General features: G+C 63.0%; 11 protein-coding genes. 5 read left to right on the top strand and 6 right to left on the bottom strand.

Translation table 11 applies throughout. The features are described from left to right. Positions 1-5: 5 nt before the first annotated feature. The 3 genes from ACIPV6_RS18485 to ACIPV6_RS18475 form a co-directional block, all read right to left on the bottom strand. Complete coding sequence (locus tag ACIPV6_RS18485) at positions 6-1,877, bottom strand: bifunctional sugar phosphate isomerase/epimerase/4-hydroxyphenylpyruvate dioxygenase family protein (protein WP_400272278.1); 1,872 nt, start codon at positions 1,875-1,877, stop codon at positions 6-8. Beyond that, complete coding sequence (locus ACIPV6_RS18480; RefSeq protein WP_400272277.1) at positions 1,877-2,779, bottom strand: shikimate dehydrogenase; 903 nt, start codon at positions 2,777-2,779, stop codon at positions 1,877-1,879. Before ACIPV6_RS18480 ends, ACIPV6_RS18485 begins: the two co-directional genes overlap by 1 nt. A 205-nt stretch (positions 2,780-2,984) precedes the next feature. Further along, a complete protein-coding gene (locus ACIPV6_RS18475; RefSeq protein ID WP_400272276.1) occupies positions 2,985-3,755 on the bottom strand; it encodes an IclR family transcriptional regulator in 771 nt (256 codons plus the stop codon). 202 nt (positions 3,756-3,957) lie between these two features. Here ACIPV6_RS18475 and ACIPV6_RS18470 point away from each other — a divergent pair, with 202 nt between their 5' ends. Continuing rightward, positions 3,958-5,280 carry an MFS transporter gene (locus tag ACIPV6_RS18470; protein WP_400272275.1) on the top strand — a complete coding sequence of 441 codons (1,323 nt, stop codon included), beginning with the start codon at positions 3,958-3,960 and terminating at the stop codon, positions 5,278-5,280. 165 nt (positions 5,281-5,445) lie between these two features. Here the strand turns inward: ACIPV6_RS18470 and ACIPV6_RS18465 are convergent, their stop codons facing one another. Next, positions 5,446-8,184 carry an FG-GAP-like repeat-containing protein gene (locus ACIPV6_RS18465; protein WP_400272274.1) on the bottom strand — a complete coding sequence of 913 codons (2,739 nt, stop codon included), beginning with the start codon at positions 8,182-8,184 and terminating at the stop codon, positions 5,446-5,448. 270 nt (positions 8,185-8,454) lie between these two features. On the opposite strand from ACIPV6_RS18465, the gene ACIPV6_RS18460 reads away from it, so the two are divergent. After that, on the top strand, positions 8,455-8,691 hold the full coding sequence (locus ACIPV6_RS18460; protein WP_400272273.1) for a hypothetical protein: 237 nt from the start codon (positions 8,455-8,457) through the stop codon (positions 8,689-8,691). A gap of 47 nt (positions 8,692-8,738) precedes the next feature. Here the strand turns inward: ACIPV6_RS18460 and ACIPV6_RS18455 are convergent, their stop codons facing one another. Continuing rightward, positions 8,739-9,026, bottom strand: coding sequence for a MoaD/ThiS family protein (locus ACIPV6_RS18455; RefSeq protein ID WP_397325185.1), 288 nt, complete (start codon positions 9,024-9,026; stop codon positions 8,739-8,741). 7 nt (positions 9,027-9,033) lie between these two features. After that, the gene (locus ACIPV6_RS18450) at positions 9,034-10,278 is read right to left on the bottom strand and encodes a WD40/YVTN/BNR-like repeat-containing protein (RefSeq protein ID WP_400272272.1); all 1,245 of its coding nucleotides are present in this window, start codon (positions 10,276-10,278) and stop codon (positions 9,034-9,036) included. Between the two features lie 223 nt (positions 10,279-10,501). Here ACIPV6_RS18450 and ACIPV6_RS18445 point away from each other — a divergent pair, with 223 nt between their 5' ends. The 3 genes from ACIPV6_RS18445 to ACIPV6_RS18435 all read left to right on the top strand — a co-directional run bounded on the left by ACIPV6_RS18445 (position 10,502) and on the right by ACIPV6_RS18435 (position 12,891). Further along, entirely contained in the window at positions 10,502-11,680 is a 1,179-nt protein-coding gene (locus ACIPV6_RS18445) for an amidase domain-containing protein (protein WP_400272271.1), read from the top strand. 42 nt (positions 11,681-11,722) lie between these two features. Beyond that, entirely contained in the window at positions 11,723-12,115 is a 393-nt protein-coding gene (locus ACIPV6_RS18440) for a hypothetical protein (RefSeq protein ID WP_400272270.1), read from the top strand. A 260-nt stretch (positions 12,116-12,375) separates the two neighbouring features. Continuing rightward, positions 12,376-12,891, top strand: coding sequence for a flavin reductase family protein (locus ACIPV6_RS18435; RefSeq protein WP_400272269.1), 516 nt, complete (start codon positions 12,376-12,378; stop codon positions 12,889-12,891). The last annotated feature ends 40 nt before the right edge of the window (positions 12,892-12,931 follow it).

Genomic DNA, 12,931 nt, shown 5'->3' with positions numbered 1-12,931 from the left:
GGCGGCTATGCCCGGTGGAGTGAGTCGTATTGGACGGCGTGGCGGACTGGTGCATTCGGCGCTCCGTAGCCGTCGTAGGTGCCGCGGCGTTCAACCATTTCGAAGAACACACTGCCCACAGTGGCGGTGTAGAAGTGGAGGAATTCGCCGTTGGCGTCCCGGTCGTACAGGAGGTTGAGATCCTGGAGCGTGTCCAGGAAGCCGGGTTCAAGATCGAACCGGGCGTCCAGGTCCTCGTAGTAGTTGGCCGGAATCTGCAGGAATTCAAGGCCGCGTTCCCGGGCCGACCGGGCTGTCGCCACGAGGTCGTCCACGGCGAACGCGATGTGTTCCTGGTAGGTTTTGCGTGCTTTTTCGGCTTGCTGCGCCGGGGCCAGGTTCAGCACCAGCCGCACCGCGCCGTCGGTGGTCTGCATGACCTGCGAACGGACCAGGCCGCTGGGACTGGGAACCTCGGCAAAGGGCTGCGGTTCCAAGGCCAGGGCGCTGGTGTAGAAGAGGACGGCTTCGTCGAAGTGCTGCCACGGCTGGGCCAGGTTTACATGGTCAATCACGGCGTTCTGCGTTGTGGCCGGGTGCTCCAGTCCCTCGCCGAACTCGTGGGTCCAGGCCGCCGTTCCATCCGGGCTGCCCTGGCACAGGAAGATTTCGGTGGAGTCCGGCGCGGCGATTCCCTGGAACACTTCCTCGTCCGCCTGCACCTTCCGGGCAACCACGGGGGCCTTGAGTTGCTGGGCCCGGGCGGAGGCAATCACGGGAGAGTCGACGTCGAACCCCAAAGCGGCGATAGCCGGTTCCGAATGCGACGCCGCCTGCTCGTTGATGATCACGCGGGCCTGGCCCATGGTCCACAGCTGGACATCCTTGGTGCGGTGCCGGCCCTCGAATTCGAAGCCGAGCTGGCCCAGGAGCTTCTCCAGCTGGGCGGTGTCGTCCGCCTTGACCTCGGCGAAGTTGAAGCCTGCGGGCTCGTTCACCTTGGGCAGCGTGGCCAGTTCCATGGGATAACGACGGCGGCTGGCGGCCTTCATTTCAGCGTTGCTTTCCGCTGGGGTGCCGGCCAGCCACTTGGCGCTCTGTTCCTCGAGCCAGATGAGGGAGCGCATGGCATCCACGGCGGTGCGCTCCACGTCCGACTGCCGGAAGACGTCGTTGAACACCTCCAAGGAAACAGGACCTGTGTAACCCGCGCGGACCACGTGGCCCATGAACTTTGCGAGCTCGAACTGTCCCTCGCCGGGAAAAACCCGGTAGTGGCGGCTCCAGGACAGCACATCCATGGTGAGCTTGGGGGCGTCTGCCACCTGGACAAAGAAGATCTTCTCCGCGTTGATGTCCTCGATCGGGGCGGTGTCCCAGTCGCGCGAAAGAATGTGGAACGAGTCCAAGCAGGTGCCCAGGTTGGGGTGGTCCACCATCTCCACCAGGCGGTAGGCGTGCTCGTAATCGTTGACGTACTTGCCCCAAGCGAGCGCCTCGTACGCCACCTTGACGCCGTGGTCCCCCGCCAGTTCGGCGAGTTCGCGGAGCTGTTCGGCCCGCAGGTCGTCGTCGTCAATAGTCGCCGTGGCCACGTTGGAGCAGACCAGGATGGTGTCCATGCCCAGACGGGCCATCAGCTTGAACTTTGCCTCGGCGCGCTTGAGGTTGGCCTTCAGCAGGTCCGGAGTGACGCCGTCGAAATCGCGGAACGGCTGGTACAGGTCAAGGCCCAGGCCCAAGTCCGCCGCCATCTTCCGGACATCCTCCGGGCTGAGCGATGACGTGACGAGGTCCTGCTCGAAGATTTCAATGCCGTCGAAGCCCGCGATGGCGCAGGCCTGCATCTTCTCCTTCAGCGTGCCGGAGAGGCAGACGGTTGCGATTCCAGTGCGCATCAGTGGGCCGCCTTTGCCAGTGCGGGTGCTCGCTCTTCAGAGGCGATGAGTTCCAGGAAGTGTTCACGCATACGGTCGCGGTCGGCGTCCTTTCCGGTAAAGATCTTGAAAGCGTCCGCCGCCTGCCCGACTGCCATGCGGCCGCCGTCGAGCACTTCGCAGCCCTTGGCGCGCGCCTCGCGGACCAGTTGCGTTTCGATGGGGCGGTAGACGATGTCCGCCACCCAATGGCGCGGTTCCACGAGGTCCATGTCCAGCGGGAGGCCCGGGTGGGCGGCCATGCCGATGGGGGTGCAGTGCACCAGGCCGTCGGCGAGGGGCATGATCTGTCCGAGTTCGGCTATGCTCCGCGGCGTGATGGTTGCAGCCGGGAAGAGTTCGCCGAGCTCTGCGGCACGTTCGGCCGCGCGGTCGGGGTCCATGTCCACGAGGTCCAGCTGCTTGGCGCCGGCTTTGAGGAGCGCATACGCGACGGCGGATCCGGCACCGCCCGCGCCCAACTGGACCACGCGATCGAGCTTGGCCTCCGGAAGTCCGTCGGCGAGCGCCGAGCCGAAGCCGGAGAAGTCTGTGTTGTGGCCGATGAAGCGGCCGTCCTGGATCAGGACCGTGTTGACGGCACCGAGGCGACGGGCGTCGTCGGAAATCTCATCCAGGTACTCCAGCACCAACTGCTTGCACGGGTGCGTGATGTTGAGGCCGTTGAAACCCAGCTGCCGGGCGGCCGTGAGGAGATTCCCGACGGCGGTAGCCGGCAGTGCGAGCCCAAGCAGGTCGATGGGGCGGTACAGCAAGCGAAGGCCCTGCACATCGGCCTCGCGTTCATGCATGGGCGGAGTGAGCGAGGGCATCACGCCTTCGCCAATCAGGCCCACCAGAACGGATTCGGCTCGGTTGCTCATCCTCAAGCTCCTTTTACTTTCACGTCCCGCCGGTGCGTATCAACGCGGTCCCGACCGGGCGTATGACTCAGGTTACTACAGTTGTTCATATTCCGCACGCTTGTTCTTATCGCGAACAAACTGCGATGACGGCCCTGCGTTGTTGGGCCTGCTCTGCGTGCCATTTGGTGCGACCAGGGCGCAAAGCGGGCCCAGCAACGCATGGTCAGCGCTGGGGCAGGCGGGCCGCAAGCTCGGCCGCGGCTTCCTGCAGGGTGGGGACGTGGGCCACGAGTTCCTCCATGGTCAGGCGGAACACCGGCACAGCGACGGCGATCGACGCAAAGGCATTGCCTTGGGAGTTGAGAATCGGCACGGCAACTGCACGCATGCCGATCTCGTTCTCCTCGTCCATCACGGCATAGCCCTGGCGGCGGACCTGCTCGATCTCCTCACGGAACTCGTCCCGGTCGGTGATGGAGTGCTCGGTCAGGGCCTCGAGGGGAAGTTCTTCGAGCAGTCGCTTGCGCTCGATCTCCGTCTCGAACGCAACGATCGCCTTGCCCACGGACGTGGTGTGCAGCGCACCAAGGTGTCCAGGGTCGCTCGTGACCCGGAAGGACTTGGGTCCATCCACCTTGTTGACCGTCAGGTGATGGTCGCCGTCGCGAACGGAAAGGATGGTGGCTTCATGCGTGCGTTCAGTAACCCGTTGCAGTACAGGCAGTGCAGTTGCCGCAAAACCGTGATGATTGGAAACGCGCTGGCCGAGCTGGAACACGCGGAGGCCCAGATGGTACCGGCGGCCGTCCGGCTCATAGTCCACAAAGCCATCCCTGGTCAGTGAGCCCAGCAGACGGTATGTGGTGCTGAACGGCAGGCTTGCGCTCCTGGCAAGATCCGCCGCACTGGCGCCCTTCGGCTCGTTGCCCAGCAATACCAAAAGGCTCAAGGCCTTGCCGACCATGTCGGTCTTTGTGTCCTCTTTCACACTCATAAGTGAAATGCTCTCACATTGTGAGAGCTATTTCTAGATGGTGATTACTTCTCTTGACAAGTGACCCCACTCACAGCCACTATTGCTGTATTACACAAGTAGCTCTCACCATGTGGTTACTTATCGGGAAGCTCCAGCCGCACCTCGCTCGGGATCCCGCACAGCTTTATCCGCGACATCGTCGTCACAGAAGGAACACCCCATGAGCCAAACAATGCCGTCAGCGACGCCAGGCACAGAAACAACCAAGGGAACGCCCAAGAAAGCCGCACTCGCCAGCTTCCTGGGCAGCGCCGTTGAGTACTACGACTTCTTCATCTTCGGATCCGCCGCCGCGCTGATCTTCCCGCACGTCTTCTTCCCGGACGCTGATACCAACGCCGCAGTTATGTCGTTCGCTACGTTCGGTTTCGCGTACGTCGCCCGGCCCGTGGGCGCAGCCTTCCTGGGCCACTTCGGTGACCGGATCGGCCGCCAAAAGGTCCTCATGTTCACTCTGATCCTCATGGGTGCGGCAACGTTTGTGATCGGCTGCCTTCCGGACTTCAAGACCATCGGCTGGTGGGCACCCGTGCTGCTTGTGCTGGCCCGCCTGGCCCAGGGTCTCTCCGCCGCCGGAGAGCAGGCCGGTGCTTCATCCATGACCTTGGAGCACGCTCCGGACAATCGCAGGGCCTTCTTCACTTCATGGACCCTGACTGGCACGCAGGGTGGCTTGATTCTCGCGTCCCTCGTCTTTATCCCGGTAACGGCGCTCCCGGACGAGGTCAAGTACTCCATCGGATGGCGCATTCCGTTCTGGCTCAGTGCCGTGGTGGTGATGGTCGCGTTCTTCATTCGTCGCACGCTCCACGAGCCGCCGGCCTTTGCCGAGGCGCAGAAGACCAAGCAGATTGCCAAACTCCCGATCGCCGACCTCTTGAAGCAGCACTGGCGCGACGTTGTGCGTGTGATCTGCTGCGCGTTTATTGCCGCTGTCAGTACCGTCTTCAGCACCTTGGCCATCAAGTACGCCACCGACGTCGCCCAAGTGAACAGTTCCATCACGCTCTGGCTCGTGGTTGTGGCGAATGTGGTGGCTCTCGGCACCCAACCGCTCTTCGGCATACTGGCGGACAAGATCGGCCGAAAGCCGGTGTTCATCTACGGAGCCGTCGCCAGTGCCATCATGACGCCGTTCTTCTTCCTAAGCTTTGAATCCGGCTCAACGCTGGTGATGTTCGCGGCTGCGGTTGTCTACTTCTCCTTCGGTTACGCAGCCGCCAACGCAGTGTGGCCGTCGTTCTACGGCGAAATGTTCAGCACCAAGGTCCGTTTCTCCGGCCTGGCGATCGGTACGCAGCTTGGATTCCTTGCCGCAGGCTTCGCTCCGACCATCGTCACGGCAATCGGTGGAACCAAGCCCGGCGGATGGGTTCAGGTTTCAGTCTTCACGGCTGTCATTTGCGTGATCGCCGCCGTCTCCGCCCTGACGGCCCGCGAATCAGCAAAGATCCCCACCGCCCAGCTCGGCCTGACCAAGTAATCCAGGCTTCAGCGGAGGAGCGCTCCTTCCCGGCTCCCGGGAGCGCACACCAGTGACGACACACAGAAATGCCCGGCATGTTCCCAACATGCCGGGCATTTCTGTGCCCTGCCACCCCGCCTGATGGGGGCACACCCGGGAGTAGGCGAAGGAATACTGGCGGGACTACCGCGGGTTCAACGCCACAGGCTTGAACTTGCCCGCACCGGTCCCGGAGTACAGCAGCAACGAGCCATCCCCGGCTACCCCCACCACTGACGGGTCACCCGTTCCGGTAAATCCATTGCCCAACGCCGCGATGCCGGAGAACATGTTCCACCCCGATCCCAGGAAGGAACGCGACAAGAAACCACCGGATCCGTCGCCCGGGTAGAGCCATAACCCACCATCGCTGCTCCGGCCCAGGATGTCCTCCCGGCCATCGCCATTGAAGTCGCCGGCCTGCAGCACCAGGTTGAACATGTTCCAACCGGAGCCGATCTGCTTCCGGGCCAGGAACCCGCCGCGCCCGTTTCCGGGGTAGGCCCACAACGTCCCATCCGAGGACTCCGCCACGATGTCCGGCTTTCCGTCGCCAGTGAAATCGCCAGGGGCAAGCATCTGCGTGAACCACTGCCAACCGGTGCCGATCTGCTTCCGGGCCAGGAACTGCCCCTTCCCGTCCGTCGGGTAAAGCCAAAGCGTCCCGTCAGGGGCCCGCCCCACTAAATCGGGACGGGCATCGCCGTCGAAATCGCCGGCACTGAGCACCGTGATGAACATGTTCCACCCCGTCCCGATTTGCTTGCGCGGCAGGAAGCCACCCGAACCGTTCCCCGGGTAGAGCCACAGAACCCCGTCCTTGCCGCGCGCCAGGACGTCAGCCGCGGCGTCGCCGTCGAAATCACCGGCCTCCCAGACTTGGCTGAACGCGGACCAGCCGGCACCGATGGCAATCCGGCCAGCGAAGCCGCTGCCGTCGCCCGGATACAGGGTCATGCCGCCGCCCGACGCGGCGGCCAGCACATCCGCGGACTTGTCACCCGTCAGGTCGGGGCCGCCGATGATGTCGCCGGCACTGTTCCAGCCGCTTCCGACGGCGGCCCGCGGCTGGAAGCCTCCCTCGCCGTCGCCGGGGTAGACATAGAGCGTCCCGTCGCTGGCCCGGGCGAGGAGTCCGGAAGTTCCGCCGCTGAAGGAACCCGCCGGTGCGAGAGTGGTGAAAACATCCCACCCCTGCCCGATCTGCGTCGCAGCCAGGAAGCCACCGGAGCCGTTGCCCGGATAGAGCCACAAGCGCCCATCGTTGCCGGCTGCAACGACGTCGTTGCGGGAGTCGCCGTCGAAATCGCCCACAGCCACGACCTGCGAGAAGCCCTGCCAGCCGAAGCCCACCTGGCTCCGCGTGAGGAATCCTCCCTTCCCGTTGCCGGGGTAGAGCCACAATCCGCCGTCGCTGGCCCGCGCCAGGATGTCCGCGAAGCCGTCACCGTTGAAGTCGGCAGTGCCGAGGACCGCGTTGAAGATGCCCCAACCCGATCCGATCTGCACCGGATCCTTCAGGCGGTTCCCCGACTGGCCGCCGAAGAGAAGGAGCGAGCCATCAGCCTCACGGGAGATCACGTCGGGGAGCTTGTCGCCGTCGAAATCCCCTGCCGAGAAGCGCATGCGGGTCTTGAGTTTCGGATCGGCATTGATGGTGACGGTGGCGGAAGTGCTGGAGACCGCGTTGATGGTGACCTGGGTGCCGGTGTAGGTGGTGAAGGTGCTGCCGGCCTGCCACGCGTGGTTCTTGGCGTACCAGGGCTCAGTGAAGGGGATAGTGGACGGCATCAGGATCAGCGACGATGCGATGGTCGCGCCCCCACGTTGGACGATCTTCACGCCGCGGTTGCCCTCACGACCCGCTGCGGAGAGGTAGCTGTCGTAGCCCACCGGCTGCCGCAGTTCGAGGTAGTAGACTTCCTTGCTCACGGGGTCCGTGAACTTGATGGCCCGCTGCGCTTCGGTTCCGCCCCACGGCTTGAGTGTGTAGCTCTTGACTCCGCCGGCAACCCCGACATCCCGGATCTCGTCTCCACGGCCGAAGCCCGCGTAGTCCCAGAACGACGAACTCACCACGGGCTGCGCGTATTGCGCGGCACCCATGATGTCCGTGGTGTCCCCGTATTCACGGATGTAACAGGAAGGATCCGTGAAACGGCCGCTGCTGTCCGTTCCCACATCCGGCACACCGCTTCCGCACTGCAGGGCGTCAGCGTGCATCAGGCCGATCACGTGCCCGAACTCGTGCGTCATCACATTGCTGGAGAAGCTGCTGAGCTGCGGCATCAGCACCCGGCCGCTGTAGCCCCCGCTGCTGTAACCGGCTCCCAGTGCGTTGCCGGACAACGTGGAAGTTGGGATGAAGATGACCAGCGCCGTGTAGGGGCTCGCCGACCATTTCAACTCGCTGGTGATCGTGGAAATGATGGTGCCGTAACTGTCCGTGGATCGGGCGCTCGACTGGAATCCGGCCACCCGGGAGTCCACGGTCATGGACAGCCGGCCCGCCGTCATCGCCCTCCAGTAGCCGCTGGTGGCTGCCACTGCCTGCTCGGCTCCGCTCATGGACACCGTGTTGGCATTGTCGGCCAGTTTCGCGGTGACCAGCCGGATCCGGATATCACCGTTGGGGCCCGCCGCGGCCACGCCGTCGCTGAGGCGGCTTTCGACGTCGGTGGATCCTTGGGTAGCTCGCGGCGGAACCGTGGGTGGCGTCTCGAAGACGTGCTCGGAATGCGGTGTCCCCTCAACGAATCTGACGTTCGGATTATCGGGGCTGGGCAGCGGCACGGCCGGTGCCGGGGCCTGGACAAAAAACAGGCCGGTGGCGAAAACCACCAAGCCCGTGGACACCGCAATTGCACGCCGCAGCAAACCCATGGAATCTCCCAGAGACCGAGCCTTCGGTTCCCGTGAGTCCCAAGAACCGACATCAGGCTACAACCGGCCCCGCTGACTGCGGCGGACCTGCGGGCCAAGCGTCGGCGCGTCACCCCGCCTGTGGCGCGTTCCGGCGTCGGGCATTCCCGAAACTCCGGCAGCGCCCAGTGCTAACCGGACCCTAACCATGCCGAAATACCCCGGCAACAATGCCCCGCCACACTGGAATAGCCGGCAAGTGCAGGCACCAGCTCCAGCCAGGAGGACACCATGCTGAAGGAAGTCAAAACTCAAACAACACGTATACGCGCGATCAGCCAGCTTCACCGCGGAGACGAAATCGAGGCCCGCATGTCCGTGGGACCTGCCTACGACGACGTTGTGATCCGTCGTGGACTCGTCCAGGAAACAGCGCCGGGGATTGGCGTTGTCTGGATCATGGACCGCGTCTCCGGGATGAGGAAAGCCATCAATACCGACGAGTGCAGCGTTTGGCGCGTCGCCTGAACCACCTCGTTTCGAGTGTTGGGCACGGGCCCAACCCAGGCACCCGCTCAGCCGCCGGCCACGGACTGGATAATCAAGACCTCCTGGCCGCCAGAAACTTCCGTATCAAGCCCCTTGAGTCGCCGGACCTCGTCACCGTTCACGTAAATATTCACGAAACGGCGGAGCGCACCGGTTTCATCGCGCAAGCGCCGGGCCAGCACCGGATATTCACCGGTCACAGTGTCCAGCAACTGTCCAACGGTCACAGCCCCGTCGGCGGACGCAGTCAGGTAGGACTGTCCGCCGACGAGAGGCTGCAGGACACCAGGCAGCAGGACCGTTATGTCAGCCACATCGGACCTAAGCCGGTGCCGGGGCGCCGGTAGTATCTTCGGGCGCCCCGGCCTCTTTCGCAGCTGTCTCCACGATCTGAGCCGCCTCCACCAGCACCGTCTCTTCGGCGGCTGCCAGCGGCGCGTCCACGCCTGCTTCGTTTCCAAATACGACGGCGGCCCTCACGCAGAGCACGTCCGGCAGGTGCGAGGCCACCTCCGTAAAGGTCCCGCCCTCGTCGGCGCTGGCATAGACGGACCCGCCGCGGGTTCCGAAGTACACGCCAACGGGATCACCGGTGTCCACGGCCGCAGCGTCACGCAGCACCGCGTTGTACTCGTGGTCCGGAAGTCCCGTGTGCAACTCTGTCCAGGTGTTGCCGGCGTCTTCGGTGCGGTGGACGCTCAACTTGCTGTCCGGCGGGATGCGTTCACCGTCGGCCTTCAGCGGGATCACCCAAGCCGTTCCCTCACGGCGCGGGTGGGTCAGCATCACGAATCCGAAGTCGGCCGGAAGTCCCTCGGCGATCGAGTTCCAGTTTTCACCATTGTCATCCGTGCGGTACACGCCGTGATGGTTCTGGGCGTACAGGCGGCCCGCCACCATGGCATCCGCTGCGATCTTGTGGACGCACTGGCCGAACTCCGGGTTGGGATCGGGCATGAAGTAGGCCGAGATGCCCTTGTTCCGGGGCTCCCAGGAGGTACCGCCGTCGAGCGATCTGTAAACGCCGCCGGTGCTCATTGCGATGTGTACCTGCTCGCCGGAAGGGTCCACCACGATCGAGTGGGCGGCCGCGCCTCCGTAGCCGGCACCCCACTCGCTGCGATGCGGATGGTCCCACAGCCCGCGGTTCAGCTCGAAGTGCTCGCCGCCGTCGGTGGACTTCCAGACCGAGATCGGCTCGCAGCCGGCCCAGACGACGCCAGGCCTGGACTCGGCATCGGGGTAGATCTGCCAAATGCGTTCCAGCGCGGCGTCGGTGCCGTCAGGAAACGTGATGGCGCCATTGTCAGGCTCGGTCCACGTGGCACCAAGGTCATCCGAATGTGCAACGGTGGGTCCCCAGTGCTCGGAACGGACGCCCACCATGATCCGTGTTTTGCCGGCCCGCGTGTCAATCCCGATGCTCGGTATCTCGTTCATCAGGAAGTGCGGGCCGGAGAGGGACCAATCCTTGCGGTCAGGGCTGGTTGCCAGCCACAGACCCTTTTTGGTCCCGATCGCCAAGACATAACTCTCTGCGGTATTTGGGGTTGCCATGAGTCCCATCGAACCATCGTGGGACGGGGAGGGCAATGGATTCATCGCGGCTATGTGGACAACATGGCGACTCTGACATCAGGGAAGCGGTAGAGATTCGCATCACGTTCCAGTGTCGGGCTTCACTACGTCTTTGACAGGGGAGTAGTGCTGAGGTCGACAGAGCTCCAAAGAATGGAGCTCTGCGCTAACCGTAGCGAAGCTCCCAATCGCAACTCGAAGGGGACGATTCGTGATTGGTGTACGAAATTCGGGCGCGGCTTTACTGGCCGTAGTTGTGTCGTTGAGCGCAGGGGGGCCGGCCGCTGCTTCGGTTTCTCAATCACCAACTCAGGTACCGACAGCGGAGCTGAACGTACTTTCTGAAATTCTGGAGTCAGCGATTCGGGACCGGAACCAGCAAATGGTAGTTGGCAGTGGCCGTGATGGCACCGAGCAAGTGAGTACACAACTTTTTAGTGCAAAGTCCAAAGATAAGATCGCTGCTGAAAATAGGGAGCTCAAGGCTCGAAAAGAGCGCCTGGCGGGCTACGGACAGGGGTATTCAAAAATCGAGACGAATTTTGAATCGGAGAGATTCGAAGTCACCGGTGATAAAGCCAGAGCGGAGGTGACCGAACGAACTGAATTGACGTACACCACCGGAGGGCCACCGGAGAGCTACAAGTATGAACAGATCATTGAATTTTCGAAATCAGGCAGCGGATGGACTATCGACAACATCAGCCCCAAGTCCCGGGAAGGAATTCCGCCGTCAACAGTGGTCAGCTCAGAGCAGCTTTCCCATGCAACAGGGGCCCATGGCTCCAGCGCTGCCCTTCGCCTTAATTCGGGCCGCGTGGCAACCCCTGCAAAGGCAGAGGTAGCTGAAAATCATGCCACACAGAAGACGGCGCCCGGACAAAAGGAGACTGGCCAGGAAGTCTCTCGGGCGGTGAGCTACAACTACACAGCCATGGTGAACTACGCACGTTCCTGGGCCCTTGGCCGAAATGGCGCGTACAGACAATTTGGCAACGACTGCCAGAACTTCGTGTCCCAGTCTCTAAACGCTGGCGGCTGGCAGCACGTAGGAGGCTGGTACCAATACGACAGCAGTTGGTGGTACAGCTGGGCCAATCAGACTTGGTCCTGGACCGGAGCGCAGCATTTTCATAACTTTGCAGTGTCACAAGGACGAGTTTCGTACCTCAATTATCTGAACGACCTCGGCCCCGCTGACGTGCTTCAGGTGCACTGGCCTGAAGGCACGCCTGATGTAGATCACTCAATGATTGTCACTTATTCCCCATGGAGCGCCGGCACACGTGACATCCGAGTCAGCTATCACACGACGGACACTCTCGACAGGAGTATCTGGAATTTGTACTCTTCCTTCCCCTACGCAACCTGGTACGCGCTGAGAACCTAGGAGTAGGGTACGGACGTGCGGCGCATACGAATGATGGTTTTTGTGGCAACAACCATTTGGTTTGGGGCAGTGTTGAGCGGCTGCGATATGACGTTTGAGCCCGATGTGGGGCAGCGTGATAGCACTTCAGAGCAAGTTATCAAGGCTGCCCAGGATGGCGACCGCCAGAAACTGCTCGACATCGCCCTGCCAGAAATGCAGGGACGAGAAGCCGCGGCAGATGCTCTTGTCGTCAGAGTGGGCAGGCTGGACCCTTCTTCATACTCGGTTGAATTCCGTGAGCATCACGGAGCCCCGGACAACTACATCGTGACCGCCAAGGATGCGGATGGAAACATAGCCTCGTTCGAGCTGGACTGGAACGACGCGAAATGGCAGCTTGTCTTGGGGACAGCGGGCCCGGCAAAGTCTCCTGCTGCTTCGTCCAGCCCCTAAGTGCTGAACAATGCAGTATTGAAAGCGCAGCGTGTCGCTCATCCGGACGTTTCCAGATGAGCGACAGCTAGCGCCAAGACAACCATCTGATGCCTCTGCGGCACGGCACCAAGAAGCTTTCCAGGTTGTTGAGCCGTAGGTGCGGCCGGGCGCCGTCGTTCGCGGAGCCCTGCCCCGCACGGATTGGACTTCAACAATTGTTGAGGTTTTAGGGTGGGAGTGGCCCCGGAATCCCAGGGCCCGCAACGAAAGCACAGGTTATGCCCCTCTCCAGCGCCCCGGCCGACACAACCCACCATCTTTTCCGCAGCGCGTTCCGCACCCACCCCGCCGGCGTGGCCGTGGTGACCTCGGCGGGCGAAGGGGGACCCGTAGGGCTCACCGCGTCCTCGGTTGCTTCGGTGTCCGCCGATCCTCCGGCACTTTCGTTCTCCCTGTCCGGCAGCAGATCGGCGGAACAGCTCATCCAGGCCGAAACAGTGGTGGTCCACATGATGGATGCGGGCCAATTGGAACTGGCAAAGACCTTCTCCCGCCCCGGCACTGAGCGCTTCACAGCCGGCATGGACTGGGTCACGCTGCCCACGGGTGAGCCGTTGCTCCGGGCAGCACCGTGGGCCTTGCGGTGCCGGATCACCCACCGCGTGCCGGTGGGAGCATCCATTCTGCTGGCCGCGGAGGTGCTGGAGATTCACGGCGCGCCGGGGACCACTGAGCCGCTGGTCTATCACGACCGATCGTTCCACCGGCTCACGGACGCGTCCCGCATCGGTTAGGAACGCCCGACGGCGGATGGTCACCAAGGCGACCATCCGC

The organism is Paenarthrobacter sp. NPDC089988 (assembly GCF_044748465.1).
Classification (GTDB): Bacteria; Actinomycetota; Actinomycetes; order Actinomycetales; family Micrococcaceae; genus Arthrobacter.
This window is presented reverse-complemented; position numbering and strand designations above follow the sequence as displayed.